Below are 18,139 nucleotides of genomic sequence, written 5' to 3'. Positions count from 1 at the left end.
ACAGCTTTTATCAATGGCTTTTCATCCTCCCGATTAATCTTTGCTTATTGAATCCAGCAATTTGTATAATCTGGTCTCTCTTTTTTCTTTCCACAAAATTTGTGTATAAATATCTTTTAATGTACTCACGAAGAATACATTGCGCAAGATAATTATCTCTCACATCTTCAAATAATTTGGAGAGTTCCTTTGTGTCTATTTTATCGTAGTAAGTTTTAATTGCAAAAGTTACCAATTTTGAGGCAGTTGAATCTATATTTAAATTAACTTTTTCGAACAACTCATTTTGACCTTTTGTGCCAACTGAAAACATTAAATTGGTCATGCTGTCAACGCAAATTCTCCAAGAGATAAACTGAAGCATCTTTTTAACTGCTCTTTCAATTGCTTTTACATCTGTAGTACGCTGCCATTTTTTGTTTTCTTTTTCCTTAATATTCTCAACAATAGCTTCAATTAATAAATCTTTGTCTTTGACTAATATCTCGGAATAAAAACCGAGAAAGCGAAACATGGTATTATAAGCTGCTTCTACAAGTTTTATGAGTTTTTCTTTTTCAAAATCACCACTTTGATTTTTAACAATTTGACCAATTATTTTTACTGTTCTAAACGCTTGATTCATTTCAATTACCTGTTCGGGTAACACGCTTTCATTTGCTTGATCTTGATCTTCATTTTCTTCCTCATTTTTTAGATTTTTTCTTTCAAGTACATCCTTTTTTCGAAGATCTCTTTTGACCTCTTCTTTTGGATTAATTTCTTCAATTATTTCATCTTTAATTTCATTTGTAAACTCTGTAATAAATTTTACAAATTCGTCATCTTTATTTAAACTTAGAGGGCTGAAATTTTCAAACGGTATCTCACTTGTAAGTACAATATTGTCTATCAATATTTGCGCTTTTGAATGATGAGAAAGGAAAATCAATATATTAGCATTTACTTCTAGATGAATTTTATTACATAAATCATATATAAGTTCTTGATGTTTTTCTATTTCAGAAGAAATTTTTTGAGCTATTAGAAAATAAAATATGTATTTGTAGGAAAAACTATAATATTCATCATCAACCTTTAAAATATTAGAGTTACATAGAACACTTAATATCTTATCTGAAGTTAATTTTTGATGTCTAAAATATTTTTCTGAATACTGCGTAATGAATTCCTCAAAATCTTTAGCTTTAAAAACTGTGCTTTTTAAATCATTATACAAGTAAAACGCAAGCTCTTTTAAGATATTTAATAGACTTGTTAAAATATTGTCTTTCATGCCCTCTTTTAATAAACCTGCCTTAATAAGTACGAGATATATATTTGCATAAGATGTCTGCGAAAAGTTCTGTAAGTTTTCTTCCAAACTTTGAAGCAATGTCAAAATAAAAATAGGATAAGACGGCATTAATCTATTGCCTATTAATGCATCAATTTCATTAAACCTCAATTTTACTTCTTCTAATAACACTTCTTCTTGGATTGTAAGTTCATTTTCACCAATCAATAACCACTGTTCAATTAATTCGCTTCTTTTTTCATAACCCAATGGCAATAATTTAAACTTGGAATAATCTTTTAAACTTGTAGCTTCTTCTGTTACATTTTTTGTACTATACATATTATCTGACGTAAGAAATACAAATTGAAAGTTTTCATTGATGGAGTCAATCAATTTCTTTTTATATTTTGAATTTAACTCAGATTTATGAAAATTATCTAGCAAAAGTATTTTCGTTTCTTGCTGAAAAAACAAATCAACATTATTGTTATTATATTGTTCTTTAAGGGACTTCTTTACCAAGGTTTTAACATTGGTTTCCTTGCAATGTTTTCCTCGCAGATATATGGGTGTAAATCCCATTTCATAAAACCTTTTATATAATACAAATAAAAGAGTGGTTTTTCCTGATTGATCAGCTCCTTCAATTAATATATTGCTATTCTTTTCTTCTTTAATTTTTTCTATTAATTCGGAAGAATTTGGATATTGTACCGTATCGTCATCTACTAATGGTTCCAAATCGGGATATACAAATACATCAGATAGAACCAGATTTTCTTTCTTTGAATGCTTTAACGGAATGTTTAGTTTTGTAATTTCTTTTTCAAACTCATCTCTTAGGATAAATTCACGTTTATTTTTTGCAACAATTTTATGTTTATCTTCAAATTCTATAGAATAAATTTTTCCATCGTAATTGTATGTCTTTATATTTATTGATTTATCATTCAAATCAATTTCATAAAATGAAAATCCTGTTTCGATGATTTCTTTTTTATCAAATGCTTTTCCTCCGCAGAATACCACATTTTGTTTTTGCTGAATTATTCCTTTGGATTTACCTTTATCATGTTCATGCCCATAAATTACTAGATTAGAGCTGTTTATTAGGTGTTCTTCAAATCTTTGTTTGTTGTTTCTTTTTGTATTTGCAGATAACCAATCAATTGGATGATGAAAGACAGAGATTACATACTCTTCATTTTCGTTGTCAAGAAATTTGTTTTCAGGAACAATCAGACTTCCTTGTTTTTCATGGATTTCAGTTAGCCAGCTTGTATTATAACAGTTAAATGTTACTCTAAAATCTATATGAGGTCTGAATTCGTATTTATATGCAATTTGATTTTTTTCTTTGAAGCTTGTAACTTCTGATAAAAAATTCCAAAAATCAGCTTGAACAGCCATTGCATCTATAAAATAATCTTCTTCCTCAATAAAATCAGTTTTACAGTCATTAATTATTGATTTTCTTGTTTTTTTCTCATTGTCAAAACAACAATCATGATTCCCTGGAACAGCAACAACCTCTATTTGAAGTAGGCTTTTGTTGCATTTTACTTTTTCTAAAAGCTCTTTAAGGAATAATTTAGCATTTTCATACTCTGATTCTCTTCCATAATTAACAATATCACCTGAAAATACAATATAAAGATTAGATATCTGCTTAATATCATATTCTATTGCTCTTACAAGTTTTTCAATTCTTTCTTCATGTATTTCTTTATGTATGTGCAAGTCAGTTAAATGTAGAATTCCAATTTTCATAGTAATAATTAGGTTGATTTTATATTTTTTTTAATTGATTTTTTACACAATATTAAATATATAAATTGATAATCAACGAGTTATTAATTTATAGTATCTGATATGTTATATCCAAAAATAGTAAAAATTTCGCTTGTTAAATTGATAAAAACAATTTCGCTTTTGCATGAAGAAAAGTCATTAATCCTCGAATTTACATTATAACAGCAAAAAAAGACTCGATTTAATTTCTTCTAATACAAAGTTGTCAAAAAAGGTTTGATTTATTTTTACTTTCTCGAATCAAATCCTTCTTTAAAATTCAATAATTTACTGCCATCTTTTGGATTCCTTTTTATGAATTCCTTCATCATTTTTGTGTTGTTTTCCAAATTGTCTAAATATTCCGTTGAAACTACAGTTCTATTTTCTTTTTCTAAATCAATCAGAAACTCTTTTTTGGATTTAATCGCTTCTGAATACCATCCATACGACATTTTTTTAAGATAAAACAGATAGATTAAGGACATAAGGAAATACACTACGGAACTTATCACAACTATTTTCAATATATGAGATTTTCGATTTAGTTGTTCAAGTTGGCTCTTGCTGGATTCGGAAAACTGTAATTCAATTGTCTTTGGTAGAGTTTCAAGTACTTCTCTAAGAGAATCAGTCTTTTTTGAAATAAATGCTTTAATGATTCTCAATCGCTGTATGTCCCGCTTTAAGTTAGAATTATTGTTATTATTCTTTTTTAATTCTTCAAGTAAATTTGCTAGTAGTTCGGTTGGATTTGGTTTTTGTTCTGAATTTTCCATTTGATTGTATTTTTTTTTTTGTTAATTATCTTCTAAAATGACGACTTTCATCGTCATAAATTGACTTTCTCTTCTTCTTGAGCAAACTATCATCAGCTGAAACATAATTTGGTTTGATAAGACCTTTGATTAGTTCTTCCAAAGTAGAAATCACACTTTGTTCCTTGGTATTTTCATATTGATTTGTTGAAATTTCCAAATTCATATTTTCAATAAATTTCTTGGATAAACCTGGGTCTATTTCCGACAATTCAAAGCCCATTTTTTTATCACAGAAAAATCCTGATTTATTATTACTTATTGGCTTTATCCAAAGTTTTTCGATTTGAAGTTTTCCTATTGAAGTTGAATATTTGACTTTTATTTGTAAGTTTTCTTTTTCTGCTCGTTCTCTCAAATCAATAAGTGATTCGATATTCAAATTTTTCGAAATAAAAGACTTCACCTTGAAGATTTCCTTCATTTCTGCAATTTTCAATTTATTGGTAATTTGACTTAATGTAAATCCTGGAAGGTATATTCGTTCAGTCTGATCGTTGATATCATCGTGATGAACGATCCGCATTCCTGAAATTCCAATTTTTTCATTTTCTGATAATGTTACACGAAACCCTAATGAGTTCATTTGAAAAACAAGTTGCTCGAAATTGTTTGAAGACTGAAGACAATCTTTCAAATTCTCCAGCATTTCTGCTTTTTTTTCTATTCCAATTTCAACATCTGTTTTGATACCGTGTTCACGTAAAATCGCTCTCAATTCCTTTCCAAATCTATCTCCACATTTTGCGGATTTAATCGAGCATTTTCCATTGGTTTGGATACGGTTAACGATGAAGTGGATATGAAAATTTTTGGTTGAATTGTGCGAATCTAAGATTGCTTGATTGTGGTCGGTCATTCCCATTTTTCTTAACGCTTGCAAAGTGATTTCAGTGAGTTTGTCTGCTGAAATATTATTTGCAAAGTGCGGAACTGAAACATATCCTGTTAATGCCCATTTATAAACATTTTCATTTCTATCGGCAACCATCTTCATTTCTTGAAAGATCTGCTCAGGAGTTTTACCCAATAAATTTTGGGAATAAACCATTTTTGCAAAACCTTTATCATTACCATTGTATTCAATTGCGATGGAAGAAATTCGTCTTGTTGTGCAAGAGTTATTCATTTTCAATAAGTTTTTCAATTAGATATCTACGCATCAATTCGGTCACTTTTTCAATTTCTTGAAGAATGATTTTTTTGTTTTCAAAAACATTCCATTCACGATGTCGCAATAGATTTTTGATATGCGTAAAGTTATTGGCATATGACAATAAGGTTTCATCCGTTCTAAATTCATTTATTTTTAATTCTTTTTCCGTCAAAACCAACCTTATATATTCCGAGATTTTAAGGCTATGTTTTTTGGATAACTTCTGAATTTCTTCGAATTCATTTTCTGTAAATCTCACAGTGAATTTTCTCAAAAAATGAGTGGATGTCTTTTTCCGGAGACCACCTTTTCTACCAATTTCTCTAAAGAATTCTTTTCGTTTTTTTTCTGCATTTCTCATCTCTTCTTCTTTCGATATTCGTTGTACAAAATCGGTTAAAAAATCATTTTCCATAATATTTGTATTTAATGTTAAAATTGTAAATCATCTTGTTTACTATCCGAATTTTTAGTTCAAAAAAGTATTTTCGACGGCAGGAGAAAATCAAAAATCCCTACCGACGACACGCTAATGGTCGGACGTAGGGTACTTTTTGCACAACCTATCTGCCGATTTTGCGAGTCGTTATTTCACGCAGGTCTCTTTCTTCTAAACCTATATCCATTTCACGCAGGTTCCCACTGATTAAAAACTCATTTAAGTCTTTGTGATTTTTGAATAAAATCCGTTCATCAGAAACATTGGAATTTTGTTTTTTGAGGATTTCAGTTACGGAATCTCCTGTCCTGTCATTGTCCAAAAAGAGTTCAATATTTTGATAATTTTCGAGTTGATTTTTGACTTTTGAAATCATCGTTACGGAATTCAAAATGATGTAATCCGAAGGTTCTTTTTCGAGTGATTTTTCCAAAATTTTGAACGACAGATAATCTGCAAATCCTTCAAAAATCCTTAAAGTTTTGGATTGATTTTTTATGGAAGTGAGGTCTTTTTTTCCCAAGCAAAGTTTGATGTATGGATTTCTCATTTCGAATCCGTCCGAATCATTTTTGAATCCCAATCCGAAGTAATTCCTTCCGTTTAGTTCATAATGGATTTCTTTGAGTTCGGATTTCAGGGAATCGAGTTTTCTTGATTTTAGATATTCTATCAAACTTGGATGTTCGACTTCCTTGATTTCGAAAATCTGATATCCTGATTTTGGTTTGAAATTATCTGTTTCAATTTTCTGATTTGTCGGAATTGAATAATCAAATCTTTTCAAATATTCCAACGCTTCGGAAACCGAACATTTTTTGACTCCTTGAACCAAGGAAACATTGTCGTATTTCGCTCCTGTTCCAAAATCAAATGCGGTGTTCTTTTTATAGTTCACCGAAAGACTTGGTGTTTTTTCCTCACGGTCAAAAGCAAGATAAAAAGCGGTTCTTCGGTTGTCTTTGCTCGGGAAAAGAGAAAAGCTCTCCAAGATTTCCCTGATGCTGATATTTTCGTTTGCCTGTTTGCAATTCATTGTTTTGTTTTTATTAATTAAAAGCTGTTTCTATTTTGATGATTTGATGACATAGTTTTGTAATCAGTTGGGCTTTAAATGATTATCACGTCATCAGTACTTCATCATTTCATCAAATTGGTTTATTTCTATTCATCATTTTGTCATCAAAAAACAGGTTAAATGATTTTGATGAGGGTTTTGATGAACCATAACTGATTGTTTTTCTTTTCAATAGCAATTACTTCATCAAATCATCATACTTTTTGAGGATAAAGTCCTTTTCAATAGTAAAATATCTCCCTTTTGCATTGTTCTGATAAAAAACACCTGCATGGTCGATATCATATCGGATGTATGCGAGGGAATTGGATTGAGCTGTCAATTTCCAATGTTCTTTCAAAACATTGCGGACATCATTTCTCGTGAAGTATGTTAGTCTAAACATTCGGTTAAGCATATTCAAAATGTCCTGCGGAGCAACATTAATAGTGGTATCATCGATTGATTCAAAGAATTCAAAAAGAAGTTCTATAACTTTTGATTCTAGTTTGTTGTTATTTCGGAAGACAAGTTTCTGAAGTGCTTTGGTTTTGATGTCTTGAGGAGCGAACCACATTCGGCTCTTTTTTTGGGAATAGAATGACCTATCAATAAGATATTTTAGGAATAATGGAATTTCCTTTTTAAGATTATTGAGAAATTCTGTGTTCTCTGTCTTAATTGGATTGATTTTCAAAATCCAAAATCTGATTTCGTTTTCATCTATTTGAATGAAATTATCCTCATTGTTACTGCAGAGAATAAACTTTCCAAAGAAGTCAATTTCCTCTCGGTCTTTACCCTTATTCTCAAGTTTATCTTTGTTTGTCGTTGAAAGATATTTCAAGCGCTCGGTGATTTCTTTTCGGTCAAAAAACACTTCATCAATTGCGATTAGAAGCATAGAAGCCCAGTCTGAATTGAATTGACTATTAAAGGAATCTCCTTTAATGTAAGTAATATTTAGTCCGAAAATTTCCTTAAGCCATTTTATGAAAGTGGTTTTTCCTGTTGCTCTTTCTTTGCTTACCAAACATAAAATTGGAAGAATTTGTGTTGGGTTAATCAATAGGATTTTCAGATAATCAAGACCGAGGTCTATCTGTTTTCCAAAAATGTGTTCTAAAAACTGTAAAGGAAATGGAATGTCATCTATAGTAACTTTTGCAACGACCGGTTGGAAAGGAATTTCATTGTAGATGTTATAAAAATTTTCTACGTTTTGCTTGAAATTCAAATTGTCAGGAATGCAACAAAAACCATCATATTTTGGGATTTTAACCAAATAATTTCGCTCATGGTCTTGAATAATGGTTTCACGAGACCAGCGCGTTAAGGTAGAAATCTTATCACCGGAAATTTGTGGTTTCTGAATAATCTTATAATACACTGTCCCCACACGAATGTATGGAACAGGGTGATTCTGTTCTTTTTTCATCGTGTGAAGTTTAACGTTTGTATTTCAGAGATTTTACGTCGTCTAACGCGGACATCAAATCAAGATGATTAATTCGGTAGAATCTCCCGATTTTTTCAGCTTTGATATTCCCTTTAAGAATATGTGATCTTATGGTCTGATAGTCCACTTTCAGAATTGATGCGGACTCTCTCATTGAGTAGAACCTTTTCTTTAGTTCAAGTTCCGGTTCTTTTCGGATAGAGTAGAGAAGTTGTTTTACTTCGTCCAACTCATCTAGAATTGTTTGGAATGGATTTGTTTGCATAATTTGTACTTTTCTAATTATGCCAACAAAAATATTTTGGAGTAAAATTTATTTATGCAATTTTACTCAATTTCGTAAAGTTTAATCTTTGATTTTCAGTGCTTTTAATAATTCTTCCTGCATCTTTTTTTCACTATCACTTAGACTTCTTGCAATGGCTCTAGAAAAAGTGCCCTTATCAAAGATGGAGTTGTATTCGCGATCCATTATATCCATAATAGTATTCGCATTATATTCGGTATTAATGTAAGCCTCATCCTGCAATAATTTGTGCAGGCGAATGAATAATGATTTATTATCTACAATTAAATTTTGATTCTCGTCAATAAACCTTTTGTCAGTTAGAAATTTTTTGAGTTTTGTTTCTGTATTCTCACCAATCAAAATATCTTTCAATACTAATTTGCGATGTACTTTTTTATCCAATAAAAAATAAAGCTTAAGTGTTTTTTCAGCACCTTTAAGAAAATTTTCTTCAAGAATTACGATTCTGCTTGCGGTAAGATTTCGAAAAGATTCTCTCTTGTATTGATTTAAACAGTAGTCAATCATTCCCTCAAATGTGTGATTTCTTGATTTCTCTATATTTCTGAAGTGAATTGCAAAGAAATTATCTAGGCTTTCATATTCCAGCAAATATTCATCTCTATCTTTTATTGTAACTTCAGTGACTTCAGCAATTTTTTGTGCTTTTAGAATTTTTTCATGTAATAACGTTCTGATATTTTTTCCTCTGACCCTCGAAAAAATCAAGAAAGGAATGGCAAGTATTTCATCCCAAGGCAACCACTTTCCGTATATTTTTTTGTTATTATCCATTACTACTTAAAAACTTCGTTCATATAATTAATTTTATCTTCTTCACTCGGTCTATAATAAGTGTTGAAAACCTCCAAACTCGTATGTCCAGTGTACGACATAATTACTTTGTCTGGGACGCGATTGTTTTTCATTATTGTTATAAAGCTTCTTCTTGCGGTATGGGAAGAAATTCTCTCCCAAAATTTTGAAGTTTTTTCGACCAATTCGTCACCGTATTTCATAGTTTTTTTGATGTCTTCTGTGAACTCCAATTCCTTGAATACATCTTTTATATACTCATTCATCTTTTGATTACTGATTCGAGGCAATTCATAATCATATTTTTCCAAGATTGCTTTCGAAATACTATTAAGAGGAATTGCCAAGCTTTTAGACTTGCTTTTTAGATCAATTACCCTAATGAATCCATCTTGAATATCTTCTCTTGAAATTGCAGAATAATTTCCAAAACGCATTCCCGATGTACAACCAAACACAAACAAGTCTCGTACTCTTTCGAGCTTTTTATTCTTCGAAAAGTCGTGATTATATATTTGCTCAACCTGCTGATAATTCAACGCAATTTCATCGGTTCTAAACTTTGGTGGTTTCTTAAACTGAATAAAATCATTATTGTAAGTGTACTTATTATTTAATGCCCAATAAAGGAATGTTTTGAGCATTCCCACATCTCGATGTATGGTGTTTGCAGAATGATCTTTAACTTCAATACAGTATTTCAAAAATCGGTTATAGATTTTCTCATCTAAACTAGAAAGACTAAGTTTGATTTTTGTTTTATCCTGAAATTATTGCAAAAGATTTTTATTAAATTCATATCGTGTTTTTGTGGATTTGGAGATTCCCTTTCCTGTGTAGTCACTTTCTTTTTCTTCAATGAATTGTTCATATAGACGAAAAAAATCATCCTTAACTTTTACTTTTTTGAATTCTTCGTCAAATCTCTGTCTCAGTGCGTCAGTAGTGAGTTGCTCATTAATGTTCTTGTATCGATTTACAATTTCGGTAAAAGTGGAACTATACCTGTCTAATTGTTTTTTTATAGTTCGATGGTTATCCGATTTGGCGGTTCTGCCATTAAGGTCATTTGGTTGTCTATTCTTAAAATCCCACTCTGAAGCCAAGATATTTTCACCAGTGGAATAAATGAAATTTTTTCTTTCATTGCCAAAGTATGCACGAAAGTATATTAAAGTCAATTTATCTGATTTGGGTTCTTTAAGTTTAAAGGTGAAATTCACAGGTGCTAATTTAGGTGCTACTACTTCTATAATTAAATATAAAAACAAGTTATATCCATCTATGCAAATATAGATAAATTATTGATTAGTAGTATATTTATATATGAAAAGGAATGCTGATTCTAGAAAGGTTCATTTCCCTTCCTCTCTGCAAAACTTACAGAACCGCTGGGTAATCAGCGGTTTTTTTGTTCTCCGAAGTTGTCAAAAATTTATTTTAGCAATACTTTGGGGAACAAAAAATATGACAAATTCTTGTTCTGTAAGTTTTGAAACACACTCTTCGGGAAAAACGAAGTTAATCCCTTCCTCTCTGCAATGAAGACAGTTGCGATAAAACAACAGTCTTTTTTTATACAAGCATAACAAAAAATCCGCTCCAGAGTTTACTAAAGCGGATTTCAAAAAAACAGTGAATTTAGTTAAGGGTTTTCTCCAAAGCGATTGCTTTCGGGAAAAGAATGTTATTTTCTAAGTGGATGTGCTTGTGTAGGTCGTTCGCGAATTCTTCGATCATCTTGAAAGTCACCTGATAAGTTCCGCAACCGTCCGCTGGAATTTGGTAACCGTTGGTTAACTCGCTGATTTTTTCGAAACGCTCTCCTTCTAACGAATGGTCATCCTTCATCGCCTCGATTGGATCTTCCACGGTGCTGAACTGCTTTCTTTCCACACTTTCTCCTTTTCTTTCCGCATCAACCATTTTCTTGATGAACGGGAACAAAATGAGTTCTTCCTTCTTCATGTGTGCCGCCAAATCTCCTGCACTTTCCTTGAACAGTTTGGTGATCTCGAATAATTCAGGATGTCGGTCACCGTGCACTTTGCATAATTTTTCGAGATAAGGGATGATCATTAATGATTTTTCCTCGACATAGCGGTGATGCGTTTTTTCTACATAATCTGCCAATAAATCAAGCGGCCAGGATTTAAAGTCGATATTGGAAGAATCTGTTCTTTCACCAATTTTTTCGAGATCCTGATAAATTTTGCCGGCGTCGATATTTTTCTTTTCAGCGGCTTCCTCGATTGTTCGTCCGCCTTTGCAGCAGAAATCGATATTATATTTTTTGAAGACTTCGGCAGTTCTGTAATCTTCCGCGACATAATCGCCAATGGTTTTTTCTTGAGTCAACATTATAATTCTGATTTAAATTCTTATACAAATATAACAATTAATTCTTAAATAAGATAAAACTATCCGAATTAAATTAGTGACAAAAATCATTAATTTAATCACAGTTCGACTTTAGAAAAAAATACAATCGGCTAATTATTAGGTTTTCGTGATGACCTTGTCTGTCATTGCTAAACGACGTGCCTTCGTTTATCTTAAAACTATGCAGTTTTTAGTTAAAAAGTTTCTTTGCGATCCTTGCGAGAAAAAATACTCGCAAAGCCAAACAAAGTTTAACTTTCTTAATTGCTCCAATAAAAAGATAGACAAGGGCGCTATCGCTTATTTTAGATAAACAAAGACACAATTCCGGGATAAGTCAATCAATTTAAAGAAGAGAAGAGTTTGTATGAATAAAATACTGACTACTTAAGCCAAGCCAAACCATTCTCGGTCTTTACGGCCAAGTCGTAGAAGGAATATTTCTGGGTCATTTCCAGCAAACCGTTTCGGATCACGCTGAAATCGTTGTGAACGGGACACGGGTTTTCCGACGAACATTTGTGGAGCCCCAAACCGCAGTCGGTAAAGATTCCGTCGCCGTCAATCAAACGGATGACATCGAAAATTTTGATTTTTTTCTGTTTTTTTTCTTCAAAGATAAAGCCGCCCTGCTTTCCCCGGTTGGATTCTAGAATACTATCCCGGCAAAGCTGCTGCAGAATTTTTGCAGTGAACGCGACCGGCGCATTTACCGCGTCAGAAACCTCCTTCACATTCACCCGATGATTGCGGTGGCTTTGCTGGGCGATATAGATGGTCGCCTTTAAGGCGTATTCACAAGCTTTGGAAAACATAACGAACTGATTTATTTAAAAAACTGCCATTTCGGAATTATGGCGAGCAAACCTACGCCGATAAACAGAAACATATTGGTTACATCGGTATAGAGGAAGGTGGAAAGGAAATAACTATGACTGATAAAATGTCCTACCAATGCCGCAGGAAACAGAAATACACCAATTTTTCTGTAGAAAAAAATCAGCACCAATCCCAAAACCATCAGGAAATCGATGGTAAAGATCAGGTAGAAATACCACTCCGGAATATTGACCTCGGTATGTTGCGAGTATTCATCGGCATCAATCCCGATTCCCATCATCGTAAAGAAAAGAAGGGCAAAAAGCGACAAAATGAAACCCAAATCCTTTTTCGGACTTTCGTTGGCAAACTCGTTATTCATATATATAAAATTAAAAAAAAACTTTTGAACTGCTCCAAAAGTTTTATTATTTGCTGAGAAGTATCAGTTTAGATGGATACTGCGTCGATTAATCGGTTCTTGTCAGAAAGATATTCTTCCATCGAGATCATACTTTCCGTTCTCATCACATCCTGGATGTCGTCGATTTGGTAGATGATTCTCTTCGCGTCTTCGGTGTTTTTAGCTCTAACTTTGCAGAAGATATTGTATTTTCCTGAGATTACGCTTGCCTCGATTACGTTTGGAATTGTTGAAAGCTCTTTCAAAACATCCTGTGTTCTGTTGGATTTTGTTAAAAGAATCCCAATAAAAGCTGTGAAATGATAGTCTAATTTCGCGTAATCGATGTTTAATGACGAACCAAGTATGATTCCAGCGTCTTCCATTTTCTTTACTCTCACGTGGATCGTACCTGCGGAAACATCCATTTGTTTTGCGATTTCCGTAAACGGCATTCTTGTGTTTTCTACGAGAAAGTCAAGAATCTTCTTATCTATTTCGTCCAGTTGATAATTCATTTTTATATTTTTTATAATTTTCTTATACTTATTCGAATTTATCGGCAAATTTACAAAAAAATATTAAAATGAAAAAAAATCATAAAGTATTAACAACTTTTAACTAAACTTTTATGGAATGCATTGAAATTGTTACTTTATCGAATCATTTTTGATTGAATCTTTTTTCGATTCTGAACTTTTCTTTTGCTTATCTTTTTCTTTTCTTTTAAATATCGTATTAAAACTTTTGCTATAAACCACACCCACTCCGTAACTTTGGTTGGCTCCCGCGTTTCCAGCTCCAGCTCCGGTCAACCCAATATTTGACGGTTTCGAGTACGCGCGAAGAAGTCGGCTCCCGTCGTTATTCTTGGACCAATCGTATTCAATAATTCCTTCTCCGGAAAGATAATTGGTGTTGGTATTTTCTGTTTTAGAGATCGGCACTCCAAGTCCTGTTTTTACCTTAACTCTTGGTGAAAGCGCAAAGCTGACACTTGCATTCGCTCTGTCGCCGGTATTCGAATTGGTATCTCCGCGAAGATAATTTAAGTCTACCTGAAATTCGTTGCTAATGGTATTCAAAACAGAACCGAGCTGTTTGAATAGCATATTGTAACCCGAAGTTTCGAGCGTGTTTCCGAGATTGATGTCGAAGGCAGAGTTACCGACATTGAAGCTGTTAAGCACCAAGACAGAACCAAATTGGATCACTTTTTCATCCTCGTTACTCATTCTTTGGGCTAAAGTTTCCCGCACGTTACTCGAAACATCCTGCGCTGAAACTCCAAGTTCTATTTTTGGATTATTGAGGGTTTGAGTTATTTTTGTGGAAAGAAGAACGTTTACTGGCTGTAAGCTTTTCATATTTAAATATTGTCCAGCATTCGTAACTGTTCTGAGATAAGTCGCGTCGATGTCGAGTTCAGGCGCCATCGCATCACCATCCCACCGAATACTGCTTCCTTTGGTGATATGGAAAGTTCTGTTAAGTATCGCCTTTGAAACAAATGTTCCGTTATCAACAAAATAATTGCCGTTCATCGAAATTGCTCCCGTTCTGCTCATCACAAACCGGAGTTTGTCGGCATTTCCGCGTACCGAAATATCTCCCACATCGTCGCCAACCAAAACGTTCACCGTTGTACCTTTGTCTAAAGAGAGCGTAAAATCAATATTCATATTGGCTCCCGAAGATTTCTTGTCCTCCACGGAAATAATTCCCGCATCGTCCCTTTTCAGGAACCGAAGCATCTTAAATTCCTCAACATTGGAAGTGGAGTTGGAATTAAAGGTGAACATCGAGTTATTGAGCGCCCGCATTTCAGGAGTTGAAATATTGAGTGCGGAAACAGGTCCATCAACATACAGCGTCCCGTTTCCATAAATTCTTCCCCAGAACAGATCGAAATCTTTTTGGGTAGTGTTCAAGAGTAAAAGATTATCGGCCCTCATCACGAGGTTGACGCCCATTGACGAAAGCGTTTCAAACTGTATCGCCCCTGAAATCGATCCCTTCGAATTGCTCCTTCCATCTTTCACTCCGATGTCGTTCAGAATCGCCAAACCTCTTGAAAGCGAAATCACCGTATCGTCGAACGAATAATCTACGCCAGTGAAATTCAGTTTCAAACCGAACTGTTTCAGTGCAATATCGCCGCTGTAATCCACATCGTTCATCTTACCGCCAATTTTCAAATCTCCTGAAGCCTTCCCACGAAGGTTGCCGAATATTCCCTTCACAAACTCCTGGGTGAAAGCAAGGTCGAAATCCCGCATTTCCGCGGTGAGATCAAGCGTCGGTGAAGCGGTGTTATTATTAATGGTTCCCGTTAAATGCAGATTATTGTCGCCGATTGCGTCGGATCCGATCACCTTTACATCAACATCGAAAACGTTTGGGACCGCACTGTTTTTAGCCGAAACCAGAACTTTGCCCATCGCTTTTCCGTTCATAAAGATATTGGTAATATCCATATCGATCACGGGTTCCAGATTGTTTTTGTTCATCTTGATATCAAAGGTTCCGTTTGCGATTCCTTTAATATCCATACTGTTTTCACTCTTTGTTAAAGCAAAAACTTTGGCGATATCCATATTTTTCACCTCGCCTTCCGCCGAGAAATCTTTCGCAGATTTGAAAACGGACTGTCGTACGAAAAGCGAACTGTCATCAGAATAAACGCGAAGATTCTGTATCAGGAAATCGCCCTGTTTTTTTCGGTAGGTAATGGAGTGATTCAGTTCGGGATCGGTATCGATATTCCAAACTACATCATTAAACTTCACCGAAGTCGGCTCGAAGCGGAACACATAATCTCCAGCTGAATTTGTGGTTTGGTTAAGGTTTACAGCGTATTCTTTAAGCTCCTGCTTTATTTCTTCCTCAGGAGTTCCGTGCTTGAAATTGGTTGCAATATGTAAAACTTTATTGTTTTCGTTTCTACCGCTTAAGGTAATATCTTTCAGGATATTCTTGTCGTATTCAACCCTATCAATCTTCGCAAAAATCTGCTCGCTGAGATTCGCAGTGTTAATCCTCACCATGAGGTTGTCGATCATCGCGCTGTCTTTGGTTTTCTTGTCCTTATCGGTAATTTTATAGTCAGGATTTGCTTTTGCGAGCGCTTTGTCGGCTTCCGTGATTTCCTCTTTTTTGGTCATCACATATTTTAAGGTTTCAGCGTCGATATTCAATACGAGGTTATTGGAATTTCCGTCATAGGAACCGTTCACCGTCGCGCCTTTCGGCAAGTGCACATTCGGCTCAAAATAATTAACCAGCCCCTGTTTCACATCAAAATCCATATTGAAACTCTGACCTCGGTAAATTTTTCTCGGAGGCGGACCAACCAAGATTTTTCCGATCCCGTTCTCAATCATTCCTCCCAAATCACCGAGGTTGAACCTGCCCGCAATCTTTCCGTTTACCGCTCCAGGTGCGTCAACAGAGACGATTCTGTTTCCATTTTCGAAAAATGCTTTGACTTTAGCATTTGGAATAACATATTTTTGGGTGGCATTTGCAAAATTCACATTCTTCAAATCGGCGTCCAGATTCAGGTCATTGATGTTCGTCATTGAAATTTTTCCGTCAACAAGTCCGCTCACAATCTGGTTTCCTTTTGCTCCGGTGAAATAATTGATATTCAGGTATTTCACATCCGCAACAACGTCTGCGAAAAGTTTCTTGGTGCTAAAATCGATCAGTCCTTTCACATTAGCTTTTGCCTGTTCGTCGTTTACATTTACAGTTCCCGTATATTTTCTATGGTCAAGAAGTCCGTCGAGATAAACGTTGTTAATGACCTTGTCCATAATTTCAATCTTCGAAATTTCGGAAGTCGTTCTCAAACGCATGGTATTGACATCAAAGCTTTGACCTTGAAGATTAAACTTTCCTGAAATCAAACCAACTTCCTTACTTTTCGTAATCACAGAAGTATTGAGATCATTGACTTCAGCAAACCCTCGATATTTAGGAAGATTGGTGCTATAATCATCGAGATAGAATTGTGAAATTCTTGCCTGTCCGATTCCAGTGAACAGTCGTCCATTGGGAACATACACCTGCTTCGGATTTACGCGTGCTGCTCCGTCGAACTTCATCCTTCCGAAATCATCCGCAAAATTTTTCATCTTCTCGGAAATGAAAGTCGGCAGCATCGCCTTTAAATCTTTGTAGGTAAAATCGGTGGAAATAGTGTTGGACTCGATCTGAAAATTCCCGTCCAGAATATTCGAAATCTTCATCGTTTGTGTCCTGATATTTACATCTGGATTTCTGATGAGGAAGTCTTCGAGGTAGAATTTATTTAATGGCCCCGTCATTTTCCCTGAAATGTTCACGGGTTTGTAATTGTCCCAATTGGTCACAAAATAACTGATGTCGTAACCGCTGATCTGGCTTCCTTTCATCAAATTCATATCCCAAGCAACGCGATTGGTAAAATCTGCCCACGAACCGTTGTTCAGGTTGAATTTAATGTCGCCCTGCAAAAGCGAATGGTCGGTATTTAAAGTCAAATCTTTGAGGGAAAGAAATTCTTTTGTCAGCGAAAGGTCGCCTGAAAAGGTATCGACAAAGTGCTTTTTGCCCCATCTTTCGGTGGTAAATCGCATGTTGTTGATCTGCGCAAAAACGTTGGAGCCGTTCACCTTCAGTTCGGGAACAATCAAATTCACGTTGTCTGCCATCAACCATTTTCCTTCGTAGCCTTCGTGATTTTGGTTGACGATGGAAATTTTGGAATCGTTGACAAAAACCCTCGTTTTCAGTTCAAACGGAGGACGGGTCGGATCGGGCGCTTTACCGTCATCAAAAAGATCGATGTAGCGCACGAAATTCGAAATACTGTCGCCTTTATAAGTAATGACTTTCAAATCCATCTGATTCAAAGCCATCGATTGAAACTTCAGATTCCTGGAATTTGAAATAATCGAGAACCAGTCGGAATCAGCGTATAATTTTTTGGCTTTCAGAAAGGGATAATTTCGGTTGTCTTTGATCGCGACATTATGAATCGTGATATCCCCAAAATAATTTACATCCACACTGTCGAAAGCCATTTGGGTTTTCAGGTCCTGGTTAAGCATTTTGATCACCCGTTGAGCTGCCCAGTTTTTGGTTGATGGAAGATTGATGACTACTACGAAAGTGATAAAAAGAAATAAACCGGTCCAAAACAGCACGAGCAAAAGTTTCGCCCACCATTTGTAACTCGTGACATCTTTTGCGGCTTGCTCAACAAATTCACCTGCAGTATCCACGGGATGAGTAATAGCGTCCGAGGCGAGATTCGCAGCATCCTGCACAGTTTGTTTTACTGCATCCTGCACATTTTCCACGCCTTTCTGCACCGAATTACCGATGTTTTCCGCAACAGATTTATTGTTTTCCTTATCGTTATTATTCTCTAAATTTGCCATTT

At 34.5% G+C, this 18,139-nt stretch carries 15 protein-coding genes; all 15 read right to left on the bottom strand.

The window, feature by feature from the left end; translation table 11 throughout:
- Positions 1 to 10 precede the first annotated feature (10 nt).
- The 15 genes from MTP09_RS10400 to MTP09_RS10330 all read right to left on the bottom strand — a co-directional run bounded on the left by MTP09_RS10400 (position 11) and on the right by MTP09_RS10330 (position 18,137).
- Positions 11 to 3,049: a metallophosphoesterase gene (locus MTP09_RS10400; protein ID WP_243548343.1), complete on the bottom strand. Its 3,039-nt coding sequence runs from the start codon at positions 3,047 to 3,049 to the stop codon at positions 11 to 13.
- Between the two features lie 269 nt (positions 3,050 to 3,318).
- Positions 3,319 to 3,849 carry a hypothetical protein gene (locus tag MTP09_RS10395; RefSeq protein WP_243548342.1) on the bottom strand — a complete coding sequence of 177 codons (531 nt, stop codon included), beginning with the start codon at positions 3,847 to 3,849 and terminating at the stop codon, positions 3,319 to 3,321.
- A gap of 25 nt (positions 3,850 to 3,874) precedes the next feature.
- Positions 3,875 to 5,017, bottom strand: coding sequence for a relaxase/mobilization nuclease domain-containing protein (locus MTP09_RS10390; protein WP_243548341.1), 1,143 nt, complete (start codon positions 5,015 to 5,017; stop codon positions 3,875 to 3,877).
- Complete coding sequence (locus MTP09_RS10385) at positions 5,010 to 5,459, bottom strand: plasmid mobilization protein (RefSeq protein WP_243548340.1); 450 nt, start codon at positions 5,457 to 5,459, stop codon at positions 5,010 to 5,012. The genes MTP09_RS10390 and MTP09_RS10385 overlap by 8 nt, the downstream gene beginning before the upstream one ends.
- 148 nt (positions 5,460 to 5,607) lie before the next feature.
- The gene (locus MTP09_RS10380) at positions 5,608 to 6,519 is read right to left on the bottom strand and encodes a toprim domain-containing protein (protein ID WP_243548339.1); all 912 of its coding nucleotides are present in this window, start codon (positions 6,517 to 6,519) and stop codon (positions 5,608 to 5,610) included.
- 220 nt (positions 6,520 to 6,739) lie between these two features.
- Positions 6,740 to 7,978: a primase-helicase family protein gene (locus MTP09_RS10375; RefSeq protein WP_243548338.1), complete on the bottom strand. Its 1,239-nt coding sequence runs from the start codon at positions 7,976 to 7,978 to the stop codon at positions 6,740 to 6,742.
- A gap of 10 nt (positions 7,979 to 7,988) precedes the next feature.
- Positions 7,989 to 8,264 carry a helix-turn-helix domain-containing protein gene (locus MTP09_RS10370; protein ID WP_243548337.1) on the bottom strand — a complete coding sequence of 92 codons (276 nt, stop codon included), beginning with the start codon at positions 8,262 to 8,264 and terminating at the stop codon, positions 7,989 to 7,991.
- Between the two features lie 81 nt (positions 8,265 to 8,345).
- Positions 8,346 to 9,083, bottom strand: a complete 738-nt coding sequence (locus tag MTP09_RS10365) for a hypothetical protein (RefSeq protein ID WP_243548336.1) — start codon at positions 9,081 to 9,083, stop codon at positions 8,346 to 8,348.
- Positions 9,084 to 9,085: 2 nt separating this feature from the next.
- Complete coding sequence (locus MTP09_RS10360) at positions 9,086 to 9,808, bottom strand: tyrosine-type recombinase/integrase (RefSeq protein WP_243548335.1); 723 nt, start codon at positions 9,806 to 9,808, stop codon at positions 9,086 to 9,088.
- A 66-nt stretch (positions 9,809 to 9,874) separates the two neighbouring features.
- Positions 9,875 to 10,375, bottom strand: coding sequence for a type 2 periplasmic-binding domain-containing protein (locus MTP09_RS10355; RefSeq protein ID WP_243548334.1), 501 nt, complete (start codon positions 10,373 to 10,375; stop codon positions 9,875 to 9,877).
- Positions 10,376 to 10,745: 370 nt separating this feature from the next.
- Positions 10,746 to 11,465 carry an iron-sulfur cluster repair di-iron protein gene (gene ric, locus MTP09_RS10350; RefSeq protein ID WP_243548333.1) on the bottom strand — a complete coding sequence of 240 codons (720 nt, stop codon included), beginning with the start codon at positions 11,463 to 11,465 and terminating at the stop codon, positions 10,746 to 10,748.
- A gap of 404 nt (positions 11,466 to 11,869) precedes the next feature.
- Positions 11,870 to 12,301 carry an RrF2 family transcriptional regulator gene (locus MTP09_RS10345; RefSeq protein ID WP_243548332.1) on the bottom strand — a complete coding sequence of 144 codons (432 nt, stop codon included), beginning with the start codon at positions 12,299 to 12,301 and terminating at the stop codon, positions 11,870 to 11,872.
- A gap of 11 nt (positions 12,302 to 12,312) precedes the next feature.
- Complete coding sequence (locus MTP09_RS10340; protein ID WP_243548331.1) at positions 12,313 to 12,687, bottom strand: hypothetical protein; 375 nt, start codon at positions 12,685 to 12,687, stop codon at positions 12,313 to 12,315.
- A gap of 68 nt (positions 12,688 to 12,755) precedes the next feature.
- Positions 12,756 to 13,226 carry an Lrp/AsnC family transcriptional regulator gene (locus MTP09_RS10335; protein ID WP_243548330.1) on the bottom strand — a complete coding sequence of 157 codons (471 nt, stop codon included), beginning with the start codon at positions 13,224 to 13,226 and terminating at the stop codon, positions 12,756 to 12,758.
- 132 nt (positions 13,227 to 13,358) lie between these two features.
- Positions 13,359 to 18,137 carry a translocation/assembly module TamB domain-containing protein gene (locus MTP09_RS10330; RefSeq protein ID WP_243548329.1) on the bottom strand — a complete coding sequence of 1,593 codons (4,779 nt, stop codon included), beginning with the start codon at positions 18,135 to 18,137 and terminating at the stop codon, positions 13,359 to 13,361.
- Positions 18,138 to 18,139 lie beyond the last annotated feature (2 nt).

Origin of the sequence: Chryseobacterium suipulveris (assembly GCF_022811685.1) — a bacterium.
Lineage (GTDB): Bacteria > Bacteroidota > Bacteroidia > Flavobacteriales > Weeksellaceae > Kaistella > Kaistella suipulveris.
The sequence above is the reverse complement of the archived record's forward strand: the minus strand, read 5'-3'. Positions and strand labels throughout refer to the sequence as shown.

Coding starts and splice junctions, on each gene's coding strand:
- MTP09_RS10400 (WP_243548343.1), bottom strand. CDS start 3,049: ATGAAAATTGGAATTCTACATTTAACTGACTTGCACATACATAAAGAA.
- MTP09_RS10395 (WP_243548342.1), bottom strand. CDS start 3,849: ATGGAAAATTCAGAACAAAAACCAAATCCAACCGAACTACTAGCAAAT.
- MTP09_RS10390 (WP_243548341.1), bottom strand. CDS start 5,017: ATGAATAACTCTTGCACAACAAGACGAATTTCTTCCATCGCAATTGAA.
- MTP09_RS10385 (WP_243548340.1), bottom strand. CDS start 5,459: ATGGAAAATGATTTTTTAACCGATTTTGTACAACGAATATCGAAAGAA.
- MTP09_RS10380 (WP_243548339.1), bottom strand. CDS start 6,519: ATGAATTGCAAACAGGCAAACGAAAATATCAGCATCAGGGAAATCTTG.
- MTP09_RS10375 (WP_243548338.1), bottom strand. CDS start 7,978: ATGAAAAAAGAACAGAATCACCCTGTTCCATACATTCGTGTGGGGACA.
- MTP09_RS10370 (WP_243548337.1), bottom strand. CDS start 8,264: ATGCAAACAAATCCATTCCAAACAATTCTAGATGAGTTGGACGAAGTA.
- MTP09_RS10365 (WP_243548336.1), bottom strand. CDS start 9,083: ATGGATAATAACAAAAAAATATACGGAAAGTGGTTGCCTTGGGATGAA.
- ric (WP_243548333.1), bottom strand. CDS start 11,465: ATGTTGACTCAAGAAAAAACCATTGGCGATTATGTCGCGGAAGATTAC.
- MTP09_RS10345 (WP_243548332.1), bottom strand. CDS start 12,301: ATGTTTTCCAAAGCTTGTGAATACGCCTTAAAGGCGACCATCTATATC.
- MTP09_RS10340 (WP_243548331.1), bottom strand. CDS start 12,687: ATGAATAACGAGTTTGCCAACGAAAGTCCGAAAAAGGATTTGGGTTTC.
- MTP09_RS10335 (WP_243548330.1), bottom strand. CDS start 13,226: ATGAATTATCAACTGGACGAAATAGATAAGAAGATTCTTGACTTTCTC.
- MTP09_RS10330 (WP_243548329.1), bottom strand. CDS start 18,137: ATGGCAAATTTAGAGAATAATAACGATAAGGAAAACAATAAATCTGTT.